Annotated in this window: 18 protein-coding genes; 14 read left to right on the top strand and 4 right to left on the bottom strand. The window is 61.0% G+C overall.

Going from position 1 to position 24,237, the window contains the following annotated elements; translation table 11 throughout:
• Positions 1-3: 3 nt before the first annotated feature.
• From VGL22_RS02285 to VGL22_RS02295, 3 genes are all read right to left on the bottom strand, one after another.
• Complete coding sequence (locus tag VGL22_RS02285) at positions 4-1,125, bottom strand: SDR family NAD(P)-dependent oxidoreductase (RefSeq protein ID WP_465265254.1); 1,122 nt, start codon at positions 1,123-1,125, stop codon at positions 4-6.
• The gene (locus VGL22_RS02290) at positions 1,122-2,075 is read right to left on the bottom strand and encodes a glycosyl hydrolase (protein ID WP_465265255.1); all 954 of its coding nucleotides are present in this window, start codon (positions 2,073-2,075) and stop codon (positions 1,122-1,124) included. The genes VGL22_RS02285 and VGL22_RS02290 overlap by 4 nt, the downstream gene beginning before the upstream one ends.
• A gap of 380 nt (positions 2,076-2,455) precedes the next feature.
• Entirely contained in the window at positions 2,456-2,755 is a 300-nt protein-coding gene (locus VGL22_RS02295) for a hypothetical protein (protein ID WP_465265256.1), read from the bottom strand.
• A 477-nt stretch (positions 2,756-3,232) separates the two neighbouring features.
• Here VGL22_RS02295 and VGL22_RS02300 point away from each other — a divergent pair, with 477 nt between their 5' ends.
• From VGL22_RS02300 to VGL22_RS02345, 10 genes are all read left to right on the top strand, one after another.
• Entirely contained in the window at positions 3,233-4,525 is a 1,293-nt protein-coding gene (locus VGL22_RS02300) for an MFS transporter (protein WP_465265257.1), read from the top strand.
• Positions 4,526-4,738: 213 nt separating this feature from the next.
• Entirely contained in the window at positions 4,739-5,374 is a 636-nt protein-coding gene (locus VGL22_RS02305) for an RNA polymerase sigma factor (protein WP_465265258.1), read from the top strand.
• On the top strand, positions 5,371-6,204 hold the full coding sequence (locus tag VGL22_RS02310; RefSeq protein WP_465265259.1) for an anti-sigma factor family protein: 834 nt from the start codon (positions 5,371-5,373) through the stop codon (positions 6,202-6,204). The genes VGL22_RS02305 and VGL22_RS02310 overlap by 4 nt, the downstream gene beginning before the upstream one ends.
• 74 nt (positions 6,205-6,278) lie before the next feature.
• Positions 6,279-9,005: a CHAT domain-containing tetratricopeptide repeat protein gene (locus tag VGL22_RS02315; protein WP_465265260.1), complete on the top strand. Its 2,727-nt coding sequence runs from the start codon at positions 6,279-6,281 to the stop codon at positions 9,003-9,005.
• Between the two features lie 4 nt (positions 9,006-9,009).
• Entirely contained in the window at positions 9,010-10,386 is a 1,377-nt protein-coding gene (locus VGL22_RS02320) for an alpha-L-fucosidase (protein ID WP_465265261.1), read from the top strand.
• A 52-nt stretch (positions 10,387-10,438) separates the two neighbouring features.
• The gene (locus tag VGL22_RS02325; protein ID WP_465265262.1) at positions 10,439-11,590 is read left to right on the top strand and encodes a glycoside hydrolase family 88/105 protein; all 1,152 of its coding nucleotides are present in this window, start codon (positions 10,439-10,441) and stop codon (positions 11,588-11,590) included.
• A gap of 234 nt (positions 11,591-11,824) precedes the next feature.
• Complete coding sequence (locus VGL22_RS02330) at positions 11,825-15,286, top strand: outer membrane beta-barrel protein (protein WP_465265263.1); 3,462 nt, start codon at positions 11,825-11,827, stop codon at positions 15,284-15,286.
• Between the two features lie 286 nt (positions 15,287-15,572).
• Entirely contained in the window at positions 15,573-16,679 is a 1,107-nt protein-coding gene (locus VGL22_RS02335) for a Gfo/Idh/MocA family protein (protein WP_465265264.1), read from the top strand.
• 19 nt (positions 16,680-16,698) lie between these two features.
• Positions 16,699-18,078: a Gfo/Idh/MocA family protein gene (locus VGL22_RS02340; protein WP_465265265.1), complete on the top strand. Its 1,380-nt coding sequence runs from the start codon at positions 16,699-16,701 to the stop codon at positions 18,076-18,078.
• 374 nt (positions 18,079-18,452) lie between these two features.
• Complete coding sequence (locus VGL22_RS02345) at positions 18,453-19,598, top strand: ROK family transcriptional regulator (protein WP_465265266.1); 1,146 nt, start codon at positions 18,453-18,455, stop codon at positions 19,596-19,598.
• A 19-nt stretch (positions 19,599-19,617) separates the two neighbouring features.
• Here the strand turns inward: VGL22_RS02345 and VGL22_RS02350 are convergent, their stop codons facing one another.
• On the bottom strand, positions 19,618-19,968 hold the full coding sequence (locus VGL22_RS02350; RefSeq protein ID WP_465265267.1) for a helix-hairpin-helix domain-containing protein: 351 nt from the start codon (positions 19,966-19,968) through the stop codon (positions 19,618-19,620).
• 118 nt (positions 19,969-20,086) lie between these two features.
• On the opposite strand from VGL22_RS02350, the gene VGL22_RS02355 reads away from it, so the two are divergent.
• The 4 genes from VGL22_RS02355 to VGL22_RS02370 form a co-directional block, all read left to right on the top strand.
• Positions 20,087-20,851, top strand: a complete 765-nt coding sequence (locus VGL22_RS02355; RefSeq protein ID WP_465265268.1) for a TIGR00266 family protein — start codon at positions 20,087-20,089, stop codon at positions 20,849-20,851.
• A 33-nt stretch (positions 20,852-20,884) separates the two neighbouring features.
• The gene (locus VGL22_RS02360; RefSeq protein ID WP_465265269.1) at positions 20,885-21,958 is read left to right on the top strand and encodes an AI-2E family transporter; all 1,074 of its coding nucleotides are present in this window, start codon (positions 20,885-20,887) and stop codon (positions 21,956-21,958) included.
• A 610-nt stretch (positions 21,959-22,568) separates the two neighbouring features.
• Positions 22,569-23,582, top strand: coding sequence for a SpoIIE family protein phosphatase (locus tag VGL22_RS02365; RefSeq protein WP_465265270.1), 1,014 nt, complete (start codon positions 22,569-22,571; stop codon positions 23,580-23,582).
• 156 nt (positions 23,583-23,738) lie between these two features.
• Positions 23,739-24,237 (top strand): DUF4126 domain-containing protein (locus VGL22_RS02370; RefSeq protein WP_465265271.1); only part of this gene is annotated, 499 nt, incomplete at its 3' end.

The following is a 24,237-nucleotide window of genomic DNA, read 5'->3' on the forward strand; positions in this document are numbered from 1 at the left end:
GTGCTAAACAGTCAGTCCGTAAGCGCTCAGTTCCTTCAACATGGTGTCGGCCTTGTCCTCGGCCTGCTGGCCGCGCAGCCAATCTGCCAGTTCGCGGAATCCTTCCTCATGCGTCACTTGCGGCTCATACCCAAGCAGGTTGCGCGCCTTCGTGATGTCCGCGTAGCAATGGCGCACGTCGCCCACGCGGCACTTGTTCGAAATAATAGGTGTCACATCCTTGCCCAACGAACGCGCCAGAATGTCCGCAACCTGGCTTATGGTGATGGGCTTACCCGAACCCACGTTGATCACTTGACCATCGGACTCCGGCTTCTCCATCGCCAGAATGTTGGCGCGCACAATGTCCTTTACGTGAACGAAATCGCGCATCTGCTCGCCATCCTCAAAAATCATGGGCTGCTGATTGTTCAGCATGCGCGAAGCAAAGACCGCCGCCACGCCTGTGTACGGATTCGACAGTGCCTGGCGCGTGCCGTAAATGTTGAAGAACCGCAGCGCCGTTACTGGAATGCCATACACCCGCCCATAAATCAGGCACAGCTCTTCCTGGTCGCGCTTTGACAGCGCATACACTGAATTCAGCTGCGACGGCTTCGTCTCATTCGTCGGCACCGGCTTCAATGCTCCCCCGCAAATATCGCAGTGCAAGTCCCACTTGCCCGCCTTCAGTTGCTCCACCGTGCGCATCTGCGGCGCCGCTTCGCGCCCGCATTTACTGCAGTGATAGCGGCCCTCCCCGTAAATCGACATGGACGACGCCACCACAATCTTCTGGATCGGGTACTTGTTCTCGAGAATGGCCTGCAGCAATTCCGCCGTGCCCAGCGTGTTCACGCTCATGTAGCGGCTGATCTCATACATCGACTGGCCTACGCCCACAGTAGCGGCGAAGTGATACAGCACGTCGATGCCGTTCAACACTTCCTTCAGCCGGTTGGGATCGCGCACATCACCCTTGATCAATTCCACGCGCGAGTCGAGATAGTCCGGTGGCCCCGCGGGATGCACCTGTTGCGTCAGATCATCCACAACGCGCACTTCGTGCCCCGCCGCGAGAAGGCCGTCGGCAAGATGGGAGCCGACAAAACCCGCTCCACCGGTGATCAGAATTTTCTTGCTCATACGGTCGACACTTCCTTCTGCCTGCTGGAATCTCTCGTACCCGGCGCGACCGGCGTAGCCGCGCCATAGGGTGCATAGCGCTCAATGGCCCACGCCGCAAAATCGGCAAACTGCTGGTTGTCCTTCGGCGGACTGGTGTGATGCTCCTCAACGCCCAGGTGCGCAGGTGTGAAGCACAACGTCAGCGACACATCGAAATCTTCGAGCGCGCCCATCATGCGGTCGAACCACTCCACCGCATTCGGCCGGAACGAGTCAGCCCAGCTCAGCCCCGTGCGCAAATGCCGCACCCCCAGTTCCTTCATCAGCCGCACCGCATCGTCCAGCCGGTGATCGTCATAGTGGAACCACTGGCAGAACCCCACTGAACCATCGCGCGGAAAACGATCGTACCCAACCTTCGGCACGCCCTGGCTCGTCACCAGCCCCATATAGTAGTGGCGGTAATAGGAGGAACCTTCGGCTTCCTTGTGCCGCGTCTCCGCCGGCCACGTGGGCGGCAGGTCGAACAGCGAATACCAATGTATGCGCTCCACGCGATCGCGCAGCAGATCGATGGTCCGCTCCAGTCCAAACTGCTGCACCTCATCGGCGCCAAATGAAGACGCACCCACTTCCAGCACCCACACCGGCTTGCCTGATACCTCGTGCGCTTCGGCAATGCGGTCAGGCCATTCGTCAATCTTCCAGTGATTCCAGTCCAGCGGAAATCCGTGCACGCCCACCACGTCCACATGCGGCAGCACGCCCAGATTGCTCATCGTGCGAAGAAAGTCGCAGTCGCAAGACGAAACCCCGCCAAGCACGATGGGCAACTTCGGGTTCACCTGGCGTATCGAAGCCGATGCCAGTTTCACCATCTCTGCGAAACGATGCCAGCCTGGATCAAGATGAAAATTCCAGTGCGATAAATTGTTTGGCTCGTTCCAAAGCACAACTGCTTCGACCACTCGAGCTCCTTGCCGATGCGGGATTTAAACGTGGCAATTCCTGCATGCGCACTATGAGGTACAAAGAACCTTTCGGGTTGCCTTATCTGGGTAACTCACAGGCGCTCATTGAACTTACGCACACATCATGTCGGCAGCCGACTGAAATTCCGCGAAGCAACTGTCTTTTTCGCGGTCCCTTTTTGAGCGCAAATCAGACAGAGCAACACGACACCCGCGGATCGTGAGCGCCTCAAAACTCTATCGGGATTTGTGAAACGAGACGCACGCTCGCCACAAAAAAACGGGCCAGAACACGCGTCCCAGCCCAGTGCCTTGGTCGACTTGGGACGATACCCTGTTAACTCCGCCAGGGCTCCCCCGCGTCTACTCCCTTTGAACTATTCGGCGCGGTCCTCTCCTGCGATCCGGGCCGCCGCGTGGTTCGCGTGGCCTGCGTGTCTGGAGACAGACAGGTCTGATGAGTCCTGCGCAGCGGTCCTCAAGCAGAGAATCGTCATAAGCACGAGCCAGAAAAGAAGAATCACCTTCCACGTGATCCGGACGTTGCGCGCCGAGGTGGCGAAGGTGGTGGCCACGGTTTGCGACCTGGTCTGCCTGATGTACACACTGCGGCGGCTGCACTGCCGGGAATCCTGCAGGCGCCGCGCCGGAGCGAACTGGACTGTGGATGAGCGCATAAGCGGGAAGGACCTCCACCAGATGTGGAGCACCGGCGCGCTTTGTGACACCGGAAATATCGCCTCCACACGCCGGTCCCGAACGGCCGTGATCACGGTCACCGACTTATCGCCGCAATCTGTCAGAATAAAACGGCAATCCAGAGCCTGAGAAGTGAAGTGTGTCTATCCTGAGCGCTATCCTCGATACGCTGGAAAGTCGTAATTCAGGTAACTGAAAAGTTACTGAGTCGGGCTTTTTTTTAGCCAGGATGCATACGGATGCATACACATTAAAGCTATTATACTCATGTGTTTAAATCACAAAAATGCATAAAGCTGATTTTCGCCATGAACCCGAAAGAAATGCGAAATAAAGGCGAAACAACAGCTATCTCGCTATTCTGTGAAGTTAACTGAAAGGTACACCGCCCCGCTCCCTCCAACTGCCGCCTGCTGGACGTAACCTGCTCCTCTATGGTCGTCTGTTCTTAACCCATGAGCCGAACCGACCCGTCCTCTTCCCCCAGGACCAATAGCCCCAGCCAGGTCCTCATCGCCAGCCTCATCGGCACCACCATCGAGTTCTTCGACTTCTACATCTACGCCAACGCAGCGGTCCTGGTCTTTCCCCGCCTCTTCTTCCCGTCCTCGAACCCAGCCTCCGCGTCGCTTGCCTCCCTTGCCACCTTCGGCATTGCGTTTGTGGCCAGGCCCATCGGCTCCGCGCTCTTCGGCCATTTCGGCGACCGCATCGGCCGCAAAGCCACCCTGGTCATTGCCCTCCTCACCATGGGCCTGTCCACCGTCGGCATCGGCCTGCTGCCCACCTATGCTTCCATCGGCCTCATGGCGCCCTTGTTGCTTTCCCTCTGCCGCTTCGGCCAGGGCATCGGCCTGGGCGGCGAGTGGGGAGGCGCCGTCCTGCTCGCCATTGAGAACGCTCCGCCGCACAAACGCGCGTGGTACGGCATGTTTCCCCAGCTTGGCGCCCCCGTCGGCCTGTTCCTTTCAAGCAGCGTCTTCTTCCTGCTCTCCCGCTTCCTCACGGACAAACAGTTCTTTGCTTACGGCTGGCGACTGCCCTTCCTCGCCAGTTCCATGCTCGTCTTCGTGGGCCTCTGGGTCCGGCTCGCCATCCATGAGACGCCCGCCTTCCGCAAGGTCCTCGACAAGGGCTCACAGGTCAAGCTGCCCCTCGTTACCGTCCTGCGCCGCCACTATAAAGAGCTCATCGCCGGTATTCTGGTGTGCCTTGCCACCTTCGTCCTCTTCTATCTCATTACCGTCTTCGCGCTCTCCTGGGGAACCACGGCCCTCGGCTACAACCGCAACCAGTTCCTGCTGATGCAGATCTTTGACGTCGCCTTCTTCGCCCTGTTCATCCCCATCTCGGCGCTGCTCGCGGAACGCGGCCGCCGCGCCACCATGATGTGGATCACGGGCGCCATCTTCCTCTTCGGACTGGTGATGGCTCCCATCTTCTCAGCCGGAGCCGGGGGCGCACTGGGCATGATGGCGCTGGGCCAATTGCTCATGGGCCTCACCTACGGCCCATTGGGCACCATCGTCTCCGAGCTCTTCCCCACCTCCGTCCGCTACTCCGGCAGTTCTCTCGCTTTCAACCTCGCCGGCATCTTCGGCGCCTCGCTCGCTCCTTATATAGCCACCTGGCTGGCCAAGAACTGGGGACTGCAGTACGTCGGCTATTACCTGTGCGGGGCCACCGTCCTCACCATGATCGGGCTGCTCATGATCAGGGAAACGAAGGATGACGACTTGCACGCGTAGCGCGCGGCCGTCTTCCGGCGCGCTTGTCCCCGCAAATGCCCTCGCGGCCCCTGGTCCATTGCACATTTAGACATGCAGGTATAACAATCCGCGCCATTTATATGGCATGCTCACGCGTCGGGGTTTACGCATAAGTAATGCATGACCGAAAGCAGACACTATGAGAAAATGGCCGAACTAGTTCTTTTGCCCCGGATATGAGGCGTTTATACGATGGATGGCCCCTCGAGCGAGCCGATTTCCCCAGCCAGGACAGAGACGACCCTCGCGCCGCTGACTGAGAACGCGCGCCTCGTCCGTGCCATCGCCGCCGGAGACCCCCAAGCCGAGCACGACTTCGCTACTCGTTACATGCCGCCCGTCCGCGCCATGCTCACCGCCCGCCTGCGCAACCCCGATCTGGCCGGAGATCTCAAGCAGGATGTGATGATTGAGGCCCTCTGCGCACTCCGCCGCGGGCAGATTCAGGATCCCGAAAAGCTCAGCCAGTTCGTACTCGGCATTGCCCGCAACTGCCTCAACAACTACTTCCGTTCCAACAAGCGGGTCGCCTCGGTTGAACTGCCCGACGACATCCCGGACCTCTCCAATGGTTCCGCACGCGAAGAGGCGGAACAGGAGAACCACGCCCTGCGCGCCATCGAAAGCCTCGACCAGTTGGACCGCAAAATCCTGCAGATGACCCTGGTGGACGGCCTGAAGCCGGGAGTCATCGCCACCCAGCTCCAGATCAACCCTGACGTCGTTCGCCAGCGCAAGGTCCGCGCCACCCGCCGCGTAATCGATTTTCTAAAGCGGGAGTCACAAATCTCTCCCGGGCGCCACATTGAACCAGGGAGAGCAAGATGACCAACTGCACTGGAGCCCCGGCACGCCAATGGCTCGAGCAGTACGTGGAAGGAACGCTGCCCGAGAACGAAGCGCAGAAGTTCGAAGACCACTACTTTGATTGCCCCGTCTGTCTTGGGGAATTGCAAGCACTTCAGACCGCCCAGGCGGTTCTTCGCCAGCACCCTGTAACCGTCACGGCAGCAAAACACGTGCTCGCCTGGCCGACTAACTGGAACAAAATGATGAGCTTTGGCGCGCTCGCCGCCGCGCTGCTCATTGGCTTCTTTGCCTTCCGCATGATCGCTCACGGTCCGCAGCAAACCGGCAACGTCGCGGTGGCCCCGGCACAAGGTCCCACGCGGCAGGCCCCGGCAGGCCCCGCCAAATCCCAGGCCCCCGAGGTAGCACAGCCGGAAGTGGAAATTGCTCAACTAGCCGACCTGCAGCCGCCCACCTACAACGCCCCGGTCCTCCGCGGCAATGAAACCGCCGACGCCGCCTTTGAGAGCGGCATGAAGCAGTACATCGCAGGCGACTGCGCAGGTGCGATGAATACGCTTTCTCAAGTAGACCCGAGTGGCCCGGACGGCCTGGCAGCCCAGTTCTACTCCGGCGCCTGCCGCATGCATACCGGTGACCTCGCCGGGGCCACAGCATCCTTGCGGCACATCGCCGAAGCGGGTGACTCCCCTTACCAGGAATCGGCTTTCTACTATCTGGCGCAGATCGCGCTGGCACAATCCGACGCAGCTGCAGCGCGCCGGGAACTGAACCACGTCGTGCTGCTTCGTGGCGACCTGGAGCACAGGGCGCGCAAGCAATTAACCGAGATACCCTCCGGGAAGTAGCCGCTCCAAATCGGATGCCCAAGGCCGCCTCATCCCGCAGAGCGGTCCGGTGCATGTTGTGAAGACTGGTGGTTATGAGGTCCCTGTTCCCCTTCGTCGGCCTATCGATCGCTGCCGCGCTGCTCGTTTTGCCGCCGGGAGTTCCGGCCCATTCGCAAGACTCAGCCCCGTCCACCGCGGCGCCCGTGCCGGTAGCTCCTGTGGCGGGCGCGCCGGCGTCTGATTCAGTCCAGGCCATCGACAAAGCACGCGCAAAGCTCGCCAAAGTCGAAGCCGCCCGGAAGGGCGATACGCTGGAGTTCGCGCAGGCGCTCAATGAGCTGATCTCTGCCCAACTGGACGAAGAACAAGCCTCTCCTGAAACCCTGGAAATGGCCGCCCGCGAGCTGAAAGTCGCAGAATCCGCCGGCGGCAAGCGCTGCAAAGCATTTGTTGCCGCGCTCTCTGACAACTCCGAAGTGCGCGTAGCCCTGAACCGTCCGGCCGAAGCCCGCCCATACGCGGAACAGGCGTTGGAGATTGCAGAAAAGGAATTCGCCGATTCCGAAGAAGGCATCACCGCCGCGGATGAGCTTTCGTACGTGTGCATTCACCTCAACGATCTGGAGTGCGCGAAGCGCGCGCAAGAGACCGCGATCGCTATCGAACGCAAGCCTGGCCCTGATCACGATTGGGATCTGGCGTACACGCTCTCAAATTATTCAGACACGCTGCGCCGCCTGGGGGACGAGAAGGGCTCAGGCCTCGCAGCGGAGGAGTGCCTCTCGGCCGTCCTGCGTTCGCGCCCCAACGATCCTCACGTGGGAATCTTCGAAAATGCGCTTGGTACGCACTACATGCGCAGCGGCGACTTCCCCAAGGCTATTGCGCACCTCAACTCCGCCATCGACCGGCTGACCAAGGTCTACGGTCCGCATAGCGCCTGGGTCATGGATGTGACTGGGAATCTAGCCAGTGTCTACAGCCGCAGCGGACAGTTTCCGCTGGCTTGGCAGAAGTATGAAATCGCCCTCCAGAACAAGAACGCAATTTACGACAACAGGGTGGACCAGCACTGCGATTTCGCGCGCTCATTGGCTGCTGGAGGCAATCTGCAGCGAGCCATCGAGGAGGCTCTCCTGGCCAGCCGCATGGGGCGCGAGAGCTTCGTGTTGCAGGCGCGCATTCTGCCGGAACGCCAGGCTCTCGCCTTTGAGCGCCGCCGCGAGCACGGCCTCGACACCGCCTTATCCGTTCTGGCGCGCCACCCCGATCTGCCGGCCGCTGAGATCTACGAGGAGATGATCCACTCCCGCGCTCTGGTGGCGGACGAAATGGCTCGCCGGCAGCGGAATCTGAATGCCGCCAACGATCCGGAAACCGCACGCCTGCTTGAAGAACTGAATCGCGACCGCGCCGACCTGCTCAACCTCGAGCAGAAGCCCGCAGCCAAGTCCGGGAACGAGTCCGCCATCGCCGAGGCCACCGGCCGCATGGAGAAAGTCGAGCGCCGGCTTGCCGAACGAGTGGCTGCGATACGCGAAGATGAAGCCGCCAACTCTGCCACCCTTGACGACGTACGCCGCGCCCTGCCGCCGCACTCCGCCCTCATTTCATACTGGGCATTCAGCCGCCGCGCTGTGGAGAAGGTTGACCCCGTCCATTCCGATACTCCCGCGTACCTGGCAATCGTGCTTCGTCCGGAGACCGCCAAAGTCCGGGTTATCGATCTCGTCAGCGCCCAGCCCATTGAAGACGCCGTCACCCGCATGCGGGCTTCGGCACACGCCGAGGCTCACAACGGCGGGGTCGGGTCCACGCGCAACGAGCGCGCCTATCGTGAAGCCGGCGCCGCGTTGCGCAAGCTCGTCTGGGATCCTCTGCAGGCGGCACTGGGCGATGCACAGGTGGTGATCGTCGTGCCCGATCACACCCTGAACCTGGTTCCGTTCGCGTCACTTCCCGATGGAACCGGCTACCTGGCAGACCGAAAGCGGACCATTCAGACCGTATCGAGCGAACGGGACCTGCTGGCGCAACATCAACAAGCGCGCCGGTCTGGGCTTCTGGCTATTGGCAGCCCTCAGTTCGACTTTGCTGAGAACACTACGGCCGCGGCGCGTCTGCGCGAGACTACCATCCCCTGCGACGTGCTTCAGACTATCCAGTTTGCGCCGCTGGCGGGAGCGGCCCTTGAACTGCGCGACCTCGGCGATACCTGGCATCGGCTGAATCCAGCGGAGCCCGCCGTTCTGTTTATAGGCGACCAAGCCACGCGCGAACGCTTCCTCGAAGCCGCGCCGCGGGCTCGCGTGCTGCACGTGGCGACCCACGCCTTTGTGCTCGACCGCGCGTGCGACGACGGGAATCCCCTGCTGCATTCCGGGCTGGTGTTCGCTGGCGCCAATCACGACCGTGAAGGTTCCATTCTGACCGCGCAGCAGATCGCATCGCTCGATTTGAGCGGCGTTGAATGGGCCGTGCTCTCCGCCTGCAACACAGGCACCGGCGTACTCAGCAGTGGTGAGGGCGTTTTGGGCCTGGAGCGCGCCTTCCGCATTGCGGGCGTCCGCAGCGTGGTCATGACGCTCTGGCCTGTAGAGGATCGGATCACCGCGCGCTTCACAAGCCACCTCTATCGAGAGCGCCTTGAGCGGCACGTTTCCATAGCGGATGCGGTCTGGCAATCCAACCGCGCGCTTCTGGAACAGCGCCGTGCCGCCGGCCAAAGCACCCACCCCTGGTACTGGGCCGGCTTCGTTGCGTCAGGCTGGGATTCTGAAGAGCCGCCGCCCGCACCTCGGTCTCTTGCGAGAAAATGACTGGATGATGGCAAAAACCCGGTATGGGGGCTACCTCCTTCTGCTTGCGGCTTCAATGGCCACGCTGCTCGCCTGTGCCGCACCCCTGCAAGCGCAGGACTCCGCAGGCCAAATTAGTCCTGCGCCCTATCAAACGGCCTGGCAGGACCTCGAATTCGGCGTCATCCTCCATTTCTCCACCAACACTTTCCTCGATCGCGAATGGGGCGACGGCACCGCCGCTCCCTCCACCTTCAATCCCACCGCCTTCGATCCTGACCAGTGGATGCAGGCCATCCGCGATTCCGGCGCGAAGTACGTGGTGCTGGTCGCCAAGCACCATGATGGCTTCTGCCTGTGGCCGACCGCGCGCACGTCCTACAGCGTGAAGAACAGCCCATGGCGTGATGGCAAGGGTGACGTAGTGGGCGACGTGGCGCGCGCCGCACGTAAGTACGGGCTCAGATTCGGCGTCTATCTCTCGCCGTGGGACCGGCATGATCCGCGCTACAAAGACGCAGCAGCCTACGATCGTTACTACAACGACTCTCTGGAAGAACTGGCAACAAAATACGGGGACCTTGTGGAGTTCTGGCTCGATGGGGCCGGCAGCGAAGGCCACGTTTACGACTTCAAGAAGATCATTGAGACGCTGCGTACCTATCAGCCCAACACCGTCGTCTTCGCCGATACCGGCCTGTTCGAATTTGGCGACGCTCGGTGGGTGGGCAATGAAGCTGGCGTCGTGGATTATCAAAACTGGAACGTCATCGATCGCCACGGCTACCGGCGCTGGCGTCCCGTGGAGGCCGACACGCCCCTGCGCAAACAACACTGGTTCTGGCACCCGAACGACGAGTCTTCGCTGAAGTCCCTCGACGAACTGCTCGACACCTATGACAAGACCGTCGGCCTGGGAGCACAGCTCATGCTGGGCCTTGCTCCCGACAATCGCGGACTGCTGCCCGACAGCGACGTGACCCGGCTGAAGGAGTTTGGCGCCGCCCTGCGGGAGCGCGCGAAGAACAATCTCTCACTGAGGCACACAGCGGGCGCGGGTGCCTCGGCCGCTCTCGATGGCGATCCCGATACGTTCTGGTCAGCCTCCGACGCACATCATGCCGCGCTCGAAGTCACCTTCGACCATCCCGTCACCTTCGATCACTCGCTTACGATGGAGTGGCTCAACGACGGCCAGAATATCCAGAAGTATGCGATTGAAATCTGGGACGAGAAGCAGCGCGCCTGGAAGGTGATCGCGAGCGGAGAGGCCATTGGCCACAAAAAGCTCGATGCGTTTCCCCCTGCAACCGCCACGCGCGTACGCCTGAACATCCTCTCCAGTACCTCCGAGGCACACATCCGTGAATTTCAGCTCTTCAACTGGTCCGCGTTGAAGTAAAACGGATGCGGGGTCATTCCAAAACTCTGGTTCACACAAAGGTCCAACCCAGATGAATCGCAAACTCCTCGTCGCGTGCATCTCCGGTGCCCTCTGCATGGCGGTAGCTGCCCAGCAGGCGAATGTTCCAGATCTCAGCAAACGCCAGACCGCCGCGCCGGGCGATGCGCCCTCCGATGCCGGACCCGCGGCAACGGACCTTTCCGCAGCGATCACGAAGCGCGACATCGCCAGAGCCATGCAGCGCGTGGCCGACTGGCAACTGCAGCGTCTTCCCGCGGAAGCCCAGTATGACTGGACCTACGGCGCGCTCTATGCAGGCATGATGGCCGTGCCGGAAGATATCGCAGGCGACAAGTACCGTGCCGCGATGCGCCGCGTTGGTGAGGAGTTGGCATGGCAGCCCGGACCGCGCGTACTGCACGCCGACGACCAGGTGGTCAGCCAGATGTATCTCGAGCAGTACATGCTCTCACACGACGACCGCATGCTCGCCCCCACGCGTGCCCGCATCGACGCACAGGTGAATACGCCTGATGATCCCACCAAGCCCTTGTGGTGGTGGTGCGATGCACTGTTCATGGCGCCCCCAGTGCTGGCCGATCTGGCTGCTATCACTCACGACGACAAGTACTGGACCTTTATGGACCACCAGTGGCACATCGCCGACAACCTGCTCTACGACCGCAAAGAGCATCTCTTCTCGCGCGATCTCACGTTTTTGGATCGATACGAGAAGAACGGCCGGCGCGTCTTCTGGTCGCGTGGTAACGGATGGGTGATGGCCGGCCTGGTGCGCGTGATTGACCGCATGCCTGCCGGCTCGCCCCTGCGTGAAAAGTACATCGCGCGCCTGCAGGAGATGGCCGCCGCAGTGATCAAGGTACAGGGTGCTGACGGCTTGTGGCGCCCCGGACTTCTGGGCGCCGGCTCGTACCCGCTTCCTGAAATATCCGGCAGCGCCTTCATCACCTTCGCGCTCGCCTACGGGGTCAATCACCAACTGCTCCCGGCGGCAACCTACTTGCCCGCAATTCATAAAGCCTGGGGGGGCATGCTCAAGCACATTTATGCCGACGGTCGGCTCGGATGCATTCAGCCTGTAGGCGCAGCTCCGGCACCCTTGAGTGAAACGTCGAGCTACGTCTATGGAGTCGGTGCGTTCCTTCTGGCCGGCACTGAGATCTACAGCACGGCCCGGTAGCTCGCGGCTGCAGCCGAGATGCCGTACGGGCCCGGCAAAACGGGCTCACGCCCTATATCGTAGCTTCAACAAACAAAATGGCTTCGACTCTCGTTGCGCGATGTCCTTTTTGGGCGCCATGAAGATCGCTTGACAGGGCAATCGCGGGCGACGTACACTGCGCCCGCTCTTTAGTTCAGTCTTCGAACAAAAGCAAAAATTGAAAAGACGTGCGTACGGAATGGAGGCCAACCTATGCACAGCAAGATTAAGGCAGATGCCACTCCCCGCTCCTGGGCCCTTCGGATAGTGGTTCTACTCGGAATTCTCACTCTCTTCCACGGCGCATTCGCCCAGGGTGGCGGAAACGTCGCAATCACCGGAACCGTCACGGACACGTCCGGCGCGGTCCTCGCCGGTGCACAGGTAAAGGTCACTGAGAAAAACACGTCGGCTACCCGCGCTATCACCACCAACAGCAACGGACAATTCAATGCGTCGCCGCTGCCTCCGGGCACCTACACCGTTTCGGTGGAGGCGCAAGGGTTTAAGCGGTACGTGCAGGACGTGGAGTTGCTCGCCGACCAGATCCGCGACATGGACATTCGGCTTCAGGTGGGACAAACCAGCGAACAGGTCACAGTTGAGGCGGCCGGGGTTTCGGTCAACACGGTGAGCCAGGAACTCAGCCAGGTGATCGAGAGTTCGCGCGTTATCAATCTGCCCCTGAACGGCAGAAACGCGGCCGATCTGACCCTCCTGGTGCCTGGCGCCGTTACCGCCATCGCCAACAACTCGGGCACCCTGCAGGGAGACACGAAGCAGGTTCCGGGCGCCGAGGCCATCGCGGTAAACGGCGCGCGCCCTGACCAGATCGGCTACAACCTGGATGGGGGCAACAACCAGGATCTGATGAGTAACACCAACAACCCCTTCCCGTTTCCTGACGCCTTACAGGAATTCAGCGTTCAGACCAACAGCTTCGACGCGCAGTACGGCAGCAACGCCGGCGCGGTGGTCAACGTAGTCACAAAATCGGGCACGAACAACTGGCATGGGGATTTGTTCGAATTTGTGCGTAACGGCGCCTTCAATGCCCGCAACTACTTCGCTCCGACTGTTGATCCGCTTAAACGCAATCAGTTTGGCGCCACCGTGGGCGGTCCCATTCACAAGAACACCAGCTTCATCTTCTTCGGGTGGCAGAAGACGATCATCCGCAGCGTCAACAATGCCACCAACGCGATTGTCCCAACGGCCGACAATCTGAACGGCAATTTCTCGCTCACGAACCCAACCACGGTAATCACTAATCCCTTCACCCACGTTCCGTATGCGAGCAACGCCTCCATTGGACCGCTCGATCCAGTGGCGCTCAACATGGCCAAGCTGTTGCCTGTTCCGGCGGCGGGTTCAACCAATGGGTCCGTCACGTTCGGCACTCCGCTCCAGCAAAACTTCGACGAGTACATTGCGCGGTTTGACCAGGTATTGCGCGGCCAGGACCGTCTGTTCGGCCGTTTCTACTACAACCGTTACAAGCATGCCCCTACGTATGACGGCAAGAACTTGTTAACGGCCGGGCCGGGCTCGACGGTGCAGTCGCAGAATTGGGCCGTTGGCTACACCTGGGTAGTCTCGCCGCGGCTGGTCAGTACCACCACCATCGATTTCCTGCGCTCGGCCTCCGATCGCGGTCAGCAGGGTGGCCCCGGCGGCACTGTGCCGGACATGACGACGTTCGGCTCCAACCTCTGGCAGTTGCCCCCCGAACAGAGCGGCATCCGCAGCTTCGCTGTTTCCGGCGATTTCACTCTGGGCAGCTTCACCAACGCGAAATTTATCCGCAACACCTACGATCTGCGCGAGGTCATTGGCTGGACCAAAGGCAGGCACGACTTCACCTTCGGCTACGATCTCGAGCTGGATCAGTCCAACATCCGCAACACCGATTTGGAAAACGGCAGTTTCAACTTCACGAACGATGTGACAGGTTTGGCGATGGCCAGCTTCCTGCTGGGTTATCAGCACACCTTCACACAGACCTCGGGTGACTTCTCCGACTCGCGCGAGAACCCGATGGGCGTCTTCGCCAATGACAAGTGGAAAGTCTCCCCGCGGCTCAATGTGAACTATGGGCTTCGCTGGGAGCCGCAACAGGTCATGAAGGAAATCCGCGGCCGCATTGAGCAGTTCCGGCCTGATGCATGGGCGAATGGTATTCAGTCGCAGGTTATCTCCAGTGCGCCGGCGGGTCTGTTCTTCATCGGCGACAAATATAACGGCGTCGCCGTACCCGATCGCGGGCAGACAGGCGACTTTAACAATTTCGGCCCGCGCGCAGGTATCGTCTGGGATCCCACTGGCACCGGGAAGATGTCTCTTCGTGCCGGCGGCGGCGTGTTCTTTTACTCTCGACTGCCGGGACTTTTCCTGAACGACGCCGCGATTTCGGCGCCCTTCAGCCTGCGCATTGACCTTAACGACTCAACCACCGGCGCATCGCAGATCGGCCCGCTTACTGACCCGCTGGGAGCCTATCCGGAATTCACAAGTGGTTTCCCGCAGCGCTATACCCTGGCGACTGCTCCCAAGGATGCAACGTTCGTGAAGAACCCGACAGTCTTCAGTCTGCAACCTGGAGTCAAGTGGGTCAGCCCCACTATCTACGACTGGAACATCACGTTTGAACGCCAACTTCGCTCCGACACCGTGATGCACGCCTCCTACGTGGGAACGCGCGGCACCCATCTCCGGCAGGACGTGAACCTTAATCCCGGCATCTACACCGCCGGCAGCACCGCCAAGCTACAGGATCGGCGGCCGTATCAGCCGTTCGGCGTCATTTATGAAAATCGAAACAGCGGCGCCAGCGGCTACAACGGTCTCCAACTCGATCTGGAAAAGCGCGCGTCGGGGACCGGGACCGGCATTCTGAACCAGATCACCCTGCTGGCCAACTACACCTACTCCCACGCGAACGACTACGGATTGTCGGAGAATGGCGGCATCACCGATATCGGATCGAGCATCGGCTCCGGCATGTCTTACTACGATCCAAGGCAGCACGCGTTCGAAACCGGACCGGCAACGTTCGACCGCAGACATCACTTCGTAGCATCGTATGTCTGGAGTCTCCCCAAGCTGAACGGAGCCAACGGCCTGGTTCGCAACATCATTGGTGGTTGGCAGTGGACGGGGATTTACACCTTCAGCACCGGCGACCCGCTGACAATCCTGGCAGGGAAAGACCAATCGCAGACCGGCAACAACCTGGATCGTGTGGATTATGTTGGCCCCTCGGGTCAGGTTGGCAGCAGGCCTGCCCCGACCCCGTGTCCGACACCGTCCTCCAACAAGTTCTTTGCTTGCTCGACCTGGCTCGACACAAGTCTGTTTGCTCTACCGGCCGCTGGGACCTATGGCGACTCGGGTAAAGGAAACTGGCGCGGCCCCCATGTCTGGACCGCGGACACGGGCCTCATCAAGAACATCTATCCGTTCACCGCGCACGAAAGCATCAACTTCCAGTTCCGCGGAGAATTCTTCAACATCTTCAACCACCCGCAGTTCTCCGATCCCAACCTGACGTATTGCACGCCGAGTGCCAGTTGCGCTTTTGGCAGCATCCGGTCGACGATCGGCACGGCCACCGGCAACGTGGGGACCTCCGCGGATTCGCGCATCATTCAACTCGCTCTGAAGATGAACTTCTGAGGAGCGACTCAAACCAACGAATCACTGCAAGCTCGTTGTATGAACTGAACCCCGTTGGAGAGAGGCCGGAAATCCGGTCTCTCTCCTTCTCAAGACAGGCAGGCGTCTCATGCCTCTTACCGGTTTGAAGCGCCGCGTCTGAATCTTCCCTTTGCGAGTGCCTCCCATGGATTCCGATTTCCCCCTTCCTCGCCGCAAATTTCTTCGCGACCTTTCAGCGGCCGGCATGTTTTCCGCTCTTCCGTCTTTCACTGCTTCCGCGCAACCTCCGGCCTCCGCAGGGAGCGTGAAAGAAGAGGTGCTGCCTGTTCAACAGGATGCGCCACCCCAGCATTCCATCAAATTTGCCGTGTGCGGCATCAGCCATCCACACATTTACGGCATGATCGAAGCCGTCAAGCGTGGCGGCGGCATTCTCACCAGGGTGTGGGCGCTTGAGCCCGATCTTCTCGCCGCCTTTCAAAAGCGCTATCCGGACGCAGTGGTGGCGTCGACACAGGACGAGATCATTCATGATTCGTCGATACAACTGGTGCTGAGTTCGCAAATCGCCAACGAGCGCGCGCCGCTGGGCGTCCGCTGCATGAAGGCCGGCAAGGACTTCCTCTCAGACAAGCCCGGCATCACCACTCTCGAGCAGCTTCGCGAAGTTCGCGAAACCATCGCGTCCACCAAGCGCATTTACGCCATCATGTATTCGGAGCGGCTTGAGGTAAAGGCAGCCGTCAAGGCAGGAGAGCTGGTTCAAGCGGGGGCGATTGGCAACGTGATCCAGACCATCAACATCGCGCCCCATCAGATCCGGCAGCGGCCCAACAGCGATGCGGGAAGCGCTGGCTCCATCGATGGACGTCCGGCCTGGTTCTGGAAGGATGTGCAGTTCGGCGGGATTCTGTGTGATATCGGCTCACACCAGCTGGATCAATTCCTTTATTACACGGGTTCGACGAAGGCAGAAGTTGTCGCGTCTCAGGTGGCCAATGTCCGTCACCCCACCCATCCGCAATTTCAGGATTTCGGAGACATGATGCTGCGCGGCAACAACGGCTTCGGCTACGTGCGCCTGGATTGGTTCACGCCTTACGGCCTGGGCACGTGGGGCGATGGGAGGCTCTTCATCCTCGGCACGGAGGGCTACATCGAGGCGCGCAAATATACCAACGTGGCGGTCAGCAAGCCGGGCAATCTTCTGTTTGTCGTCGACCAGAAGGAGGCCCGGATGATCGACTGCAACAACCTGACGCTGCCGTTTGGTCCGCAATTTGTAAGCGACATTGTGAATCGAACCCACACCGCGCAGGATCAGACGCAATGCCTTCTGGCCGCCGAGCTGTCCATCAAAGCCCAGATGAACGCAACGCACGCTCATCTGGACTGGGAGAGCAAGGCCTGAACCTATCGGGGAGAAATCAATGAAACCGTCACGCAGGCATTTCATTAAGGCATCGGTGGCCGGAAGCATTCTGGCTGGATTTCCAACCATTGTGCCCAAGTCGGTGTTCGGAGCTACCGCTCCCTCCAACCGGATCAGCATCGGGGCGATCGGCGTAGGGCGCATTTCGCGCGGGCACGACATGCCCGGCGTGATGCAGTTCACCGGTGTGGCAGGACGTGACAACCGAATTGTGGCGGTGTGCGACCTGTTCGATCAACGAGTGGAGTCAGGCAAGCAGTTTGTCGATAAGGCTTATACCGAAAAGCTAGGAAAACCATACACCGGCACCAGGGGCTACTCGGATTTCAAAGAGCTGCTGGCAAACAAAGACATAGACGCGGTACTGATCTCGACTCCCGATCATCAGCACGCGCGCCTGGCGGTGGCAGCGGTGAAGGCAGGCAAAGATGTGTATCTGCAAAAGCCTGCCTCGCTCACGATTCGCGAAGGCCGCCTCATGGCGGATCAGGTGAAGGCCAGCGGCCGCATCGTGCAGATTGGTTCGCAGCAGCGATCGTGGAAGCAGTTTGCCCGCGCGGTCGCGCTGGTGCGCAATGGCCGGATTGGCACCATAAAGCAGGTTGAAGTGGGGCTGCCGGGAGATCCAGCAGGCGGCAACCCCAAGACCATGCCGGTTCCGCCGGGGTTCAACTACGACGCGTGGCTTGGTTCCACTCCAGAGGTGCCGTACACGCTCGATCGCGTGATGCCCATCAAAGATTTCTCGCGCCCAGGCTGGCTGCGATTGGAACAGTTCGGCGCCGGCATGATTACAGGGTGGGGCGCGCATCACGTCGACACCGCGCACTGGGGCATGGATACGGAGCTTACCGGGCCCGTTGAAATCTGGGGAAGCGCAGAGTTTCCGAAGCAGGGCCTCTGGGATGTGCACGGCCCATTCAAGACCTACGGACGGTACGCGAACGGCGTCGTGATGACGATCTCCGGCGAGTTTGAAAACGGCATCAAGTGGATCGGCGACAAAGGATGGATTTTCGTATGTCGCGACGGCATGACCACGCCCACAGCCTCCGCCGCCGATAAGGCTGTGCCGGTGGTGCCGCTGCGCGCCAGCGACCCCAAAATACTTGACTCCGAAATTGGTCCCAGCGAATTCCATCCCTACACGTCGGACGATCAGCATGGCAACTGGCTGGATTGCATTCAGTCGCGCAAAGCGCCCACCGCCCCGGTTGAGATCGGCCACCGCGCCTGCACGACTTGCCTGCTGCACTGGATTGCGATGAAGACGAATCATCACGTTCATTGGGATCCGGAGTCGGAACTGATCAAGGGTGATGACATCGCATTGAGCCTGCTCGCACGTCATCAGCGTCACGCGTATGAACTGGCCTGATGCCGATAGAAGCGTGGCCGGCGCCGAAGCGGGTCAGCGCCCCCGAAAACGGTGAAGCAAGGGGGCCGGTTTCCGCTGTTCGGGTCGGGTTGGATTAAGATTTCCTCTCGACGGAATTCGGCTTTGTGCCGGCGGGCTGTGGGGAGCGCAGTTCTTACGGAAGGCCCTTCGTGCAGCTTCAGCGCGAACCAACTGCTTGGCACGCCGGAAGCTGAGCTGTTTCACGACGCGCAGCCGTTCTGATTCTTACTGGATTTCAGGGAGCAGATTTATCATCTGGGTTTATGATGGCGCCGCGAACTATATCTGAACAAGTCGATGAGAGCCGGCGAAGCGGTGCCAAGTCGCGGGAGAAGCTCAAGCGGGCTCAGAGCATGGCTCCCATCCGCGACAGCAATCGCAACCTTGTGCTTGAAGTACTGCGCCGCAATCAACCTATCTCGCGAGTAGAGATCGCGCGCCGGTCCGGACTGCAGCGCTCGACGGTTTCATCTATCGTGGATGGCCTTATCGAGGAGCGGTGGGTTCGTGAAGGGTCCGTGGTGAAGACCGAACGGGGCCGCCGCCCCACCATGTTGACCATGAATGACGATCTGCTGCTGCTGGTTGCCGATATTCGTCCCACCAAGGCCATCCTGGCGGTTGTCGATCTGAACGGCCGTTTCCTGGATCGGACAGTGGTTCCAATCATCGCGGACCCAAAACAGGGCGTCGATCTGATAGCAGGAGGTATGCGGAATCTCCGGTCCCGCTTTGCCGGTAAAACCTGGGAGGGAGTGGGAATCAGCGTGCCGGGACGGGTGAACAAAGTTACGCACCGCCTGGCCTGGGCGCCGAACCTCCCGTGGGTGGGCTTCGATATCCGCGGTACGCTCCAGAAGGCCCTCAAGGTGCAGGTGGAGCTGGAAAATGCGGCCAACGCCTGCCTGCTCTCCGAAGTTTGGTTCGGGCACATGGAGGGCATTCAGAACGCCGTGCTGGTCACAATCGCGGAGGGCGTGGGAGCTGCGGCGATTGTGAACGGAAGCTTGATGGAGGGCGCCGAAGGACTGGCCGGCGAGCTTGGCCACGTGCCGGTTTCCGACTCCGGCCCGCAATGTGCGTGCGGGCAGGTGGGCTGCTGGGAAATGTTCGCCTCCTGCCGGGCGGCTCTCCGCTACTTTCACGATGAGATGAAAGGTGAAGGCGCCACCACGATCCAGGACCTGATGAACCTGGGAGCGAGCGGCGATGAAGCGGCCCGTGCGGCATTGAATCGACAAGCCGAATGGATTGGACGAGGGATGCGCGTGGTGACCGCGGCCTTTAATCCCGAGATGATTCTTTTCGTCGGCGACATCACGCTCCGCTGGGATGCGGTGGGCCCGATCATCCAGGCTGAACTCACCAAGCGCCTCGTGGGTGGGGCACAGCCGCGGATTGTCGTTCTTTCCGATGGCGAGGCAGCACGGTTGCGGGGGGCGGCGGCGGTGCTGCTCAAGCGTCACCTGAGCTTCAGACGGACCTCGGCCGTTCGCTAACCGGCTCCTGATTCCTGCTTCACCGCGTTGTCACGTTCCCCGCGATCCCGTCATACTGGCTCTTCGTAATCGCTTTCTTCTTCACCAAGTCATAGGAGTCGTCATAGGGACGGTTCTCGATAATCCGGTGCGCCGTGGCGTCATCAATCCCCGGCAGCTTCTTCAACTCCCCTGACGACGCCTTGTTCACATTCACCGGGCCTTTATCGCGGATCCCGTCGACCACGCCCTGGGCCACGGCCTTGGCATCCTGGGTCACTTCTTTGGTGGCTTTGGCGGTGTCCTCGCGGATCGCGTCGGGGCTGCGCTTCTCAGGAGTGCAGGCGGCTAAACAAAGCAACATAAGACTGGCAACAATCGCACGCTTCATACCTTTTTGAGATGCCGCTCCGCCTTGCCGCGCCTGATCCGCCGGTAAATTCTTGATCAGCCCGAAACCCCGGCATCCCAAAGCCTGTACACTGTTGCCAACCGAGGAGGCCGCAACCATGCAAACGCGCATTCAGGGCACGACTATGCCCGTCCTGGAGATCCAGCTCGACCCCAATGAAACCATCTTTTCTGAGTCCGGCGAGCTTTCCTGGATGTCGCAGTCGATCCAGATGACCACCCACACGCAGATGGGCGGTGGCGGCGGCCTGATGGGCATCTTCAAGCGCGTGGCGGGCGGCGGCAGCCTCTTCATGACGGAGTACCGCGCCTGGCAATATGCCGGCGAGGTGGCCTTTGCGGCCAAAGTCCCCGGCCACATCATTCCGGTACAGCTCGGGCAGGGGGTCGACTACATGGTCCACCGCCACGGCTTTGTCTGCGCCACTCCGCAGGTCACTCTCAGCGTGGGATTTCAGCAGTCCCTCGGGGCGGGCATTTTCGGCGGCGAAGGCTTCCTGCTGCAGCGCCTCTCCGGCCTTGGCACGGCGTGGCTCGAGGTTTCCGGTGAGCTTATCCAGAAGGATCTCGCCCCCGGCGAAGTCCTCCGCGTGCATCCCGGCCACGTCGGCGCGTTCCAGTCCACCATCTCGTTCAGCATCACCAACGTGCCCGGCATCAAGAACATGATTTTTGGCGGCGACGGGATCTTCCTTGCCCAGCTGGTCGGCCCTGGCACGGTGTGGCTGCAGACGCTGCCCATTTCGCGCCTGGCGCATCAAATCGAGCATTATCTGCCGCGGGAGCGCCGTGAGGTGTCCAGCGCGGCAGGCGCCGGCGTGCTTGGCGGCATCGTGGGTTCCATTCTCAGCGGAGGCGAATAGCGGTCTGCGCTTCGGCGCGGCAGCACATCTCGAATGATCGATACTGCAGGTACCCAGCGCTCCCGAGTCCGCAGCACCATCCTGTTCGCCTTCGCCATTGCCCTGGCGCTTTATCTTGCCTGGCTTTTGCGCCACGTCCTGCTGCTGCTTTATGTCAGCGCGCTGTTCGCCGTGGTGCTCAAGCCGCTGGTCTGCTATATCTCTGACCTGCGCGTAGGCCGCTGGAAACCTTTCCGCAATGTGGCCATATTCGTGTTGCTGCTCATCGTCTTCGGAGCTCTGGCGGCCTTCATCTTTTTGGCCGTTCCACCGGTGATGGACGACTTGCGCGACTTCGCCCGTGAAATGCCCACCCGGCTGCCGCAGATCCTCGACAAGCTCAAGCGCCTGCCCTTTGCCGGCCACATCGACGTGCAGGACCTCACCGACCGCATTGAAGGCGCGGCCACGGGATCCGCCACCTCGGTGCTCCACTCCCTGAAGGACTGGGCCAGCGGACTGTTCACTGTGGCGATGGGCTTCATCCTTACGGTTTACTTCAGCCTCGAAGGTGACGTGGCCTATCGCTGGGCATTGTCCTTTTTTCCGATTACCCATCGTACGCGCCTGGACGGCGCTCTGCGCCGCGCCGAAGTCCGGATGGAGAAGTGGCTCATCGGCCAGGGAAGCCTCATGCTCATCCTGGGCCTGGCATCCACTGTCACTTACTCGCTGCTGCACATCCGCTACGCCTACGCGCTGGGTTTTCTCACCGGCCTGCTGAACATCGTTCCCGTCATCGGCGCGGCCGTATGCGTCGGGCTCGCCTTGCTGGTGGCCGCCATTGATTCCTGGGGCCGCGTGCTGGGCGTGATCATCTTCTATGTCATTTACATCAATGTCGAGAACTCGTTCCTGACGCCCCGAATCATGAAGTCGAGCGTCGACCTGCCCGGTCTCTCGATCCTGGTAGGGCTGGTTGTGGGGTCGGAACTCGCCGGGGTCGTCGGGGCGCTTGTCTCCGTGCCCACGGCTGTCCTCGTCTCGGTCCTGCTGGACGAATACCTGGTGGTCAAAGAGGACGAAGAGTCCGCTCCCTTAGCTGTCTCTAAAATTTTGCCCTCCTGACCCGAAGGGTCGCCGGACAGGGAACTCACCCACCCGGACAAGATCGATGTTTGAAAGGATCTGTGACCGCCCTCACAGCCACCGCCATCCAGGATCCCGCATACTCCTGCTGCCGTCCTCTGGCGGCTTGGGGAACTTGTGCCCGAAATACCCAATCCCGGCTTCAGCTCCGGCCAACGCCGCAGGAACCCCCTGGCAGCCGCCATGTTACTGGAAAGTTACCTAGTTCCCTTTTTTTGCTTTTTGCCGCTCATCCGAATTCAAAGTCTTCTAATGTATGCACTTATCGAAAACCTCAGTGTGACGTATCTCACATTTTGCGGCCCGAATTCCCCGCGCGACCCCGCTTCCGCGCACATCTCACGGAGATCGCCGCAGCCAGGTGTGTTTACCAATAAGTAAATGCACCCCCCCCACCCCCCCCCCGGCCAGGCCCCGCGGAAGCTGCTCTTTACGCGCATCTCCCTCCCCCCCCCGGAAGATGTCCTACCGCCCACTCAGAGCCTGGGACGGGGCGCCCCCGGGGTGTCAGGGCGGGCGACTCAGATTTACATGCCCATAACTTTTGGGAACAGAAACAATTGCTTCCTGAAGCCGGGTGAGGAATCAGATGGAAGTAGCTGCCATGGGTGTGGAGGGTATCTCGATGTTGACTGCCGAAATGGATTTTCTGCAGAGCCAGTTAGAAGTGCGGAAGCGCCGGCTTGAGAGAGCCATTACACTGGCACCGGCTAACGCAAACGCCGAGGCCCTGCTGCGCGAAGTGGATTCCGCCCTGGATCGTTTCGCCGAAGGCACCTACGGCCTGTGTGAAACGTGCCATGAATCCGTGGAGCCGGACCGGCTGCTGGCCGATCCACTGCTCTGCTATTGCCTGGATCATCTCACGCATCTGGAACGGACCGCACTACAGCGCGATCTGGACCTGGCCTCAAAGCTTCAGCGTGGCCTGCTGCCACCTGCGGACCTTCGGGTGGATGGGTGGGAGACGAGCTATCACTACGCCCCGATCGGCCCGGTGAGCGGCGACTATTGCGACCTCTACCCGTGGGGCGGCTCGCTCTACTTCATGGTCGGCGACGTCTCCGGAAAGGGCGTGGCCGCTTCCATGAGGATGACGCAACTGCATGCGCTGTTTCGCAGCCTGATCGGCATGGGGCTGCCGCTGGCGCAAATTGTGGTGGATATCAACCGCTTCCTGTGCGAGAGTGCGCTGGCGGGGCAGTATGCCACGCTGGTTTGCGGGCGCGCCAACCCGGATGGCGGCATTGAGCTGTTCAACGCGGGCCATCTGCCCGTGATTCTCGGCCAGCAGGGCGGCGCGGTGCGGCTGCTGGAATCAACGGGGCTCCCGCTCGGCATGTTCTGCGATACCGTGTTCACTCCCGCGCACGCGAATCTGGGCGTGGGAGACATGCTGTTCCTGTTTACGGACGGCGTTTCTGAAGCGGAAGGGGCGGACGGCGAATACGGAGTGGAACGGATAGCCAGCCTGATCGGCCGGATGTCCCCGGATTGTGCGGCGGGAGTGATCTCTGCGTGCCTTGAGGACCTGCGCCGGTACGCGGGTGCGAACCCCGGCATGGACGATATCACGCTGCTGGCGATGCGGCGGGCGGGGTGAGGTGATCTTGCGGCCTGCCTGTGCCCTGAAGGGTGACATGAGGGGGTCAGGATTCCTCCCGCCCAGGCAGCGCCTGGACAGAGCGCCCTGGGCCCTTCCTCCTATACTGACGGGGTGAAGGTGCCGTTTCCGGGACAGGAGTTGGTTGGGCTGATTGTGGCGGTATCGTTTGCCGCGGGGCTGAACGTGTATGCCACGGTGGCCACGCTGGGTCTGCTGGCGCACGCCGGGGTGCTGGTGCTGCCGGAGAAGCTGGGTCTGCTGGCGAACTGGTGGGTGATCGGGAGCAGCCTGGCGCTGTTCGCGGTGGAGTTTTTCGCGGACAAGATCCCGGCGTTCGATTTGGTGTGGAACGCGCTGCATACGTTTATCCGGGTGCCGGTGGCGGCGCTGCTGGCGTATCGAGCCACCTCCGGCCTGAGCCCGGGCGGGCAGTTGCTGGCGACCGTGGCCGGCGGCCTGATCGCGCTGGCGGCGCATGGGGGCAAGACGGCGATGCGGGCGGTGATCACGCCTTCGCCGGAGCCGCTCTCGAACATGACGTTGAGCCTGGGCGAGGATGTGGTGTCGATCGGGCTGACGTGGCTGACGGCGCACCACCCGGTGCTGGCGACGTGGATTGCGGCAGTGTTTGTGCTGGTGATTGTGCTGCTGG

Source organism: Occallatibacter sp. (assembly GCF_036502485.1).
GTDB lineage: Bacteria > Acidobacteriota > Terriglobia > Terriglobales > Acidobacteriaceae > Telmatobacter.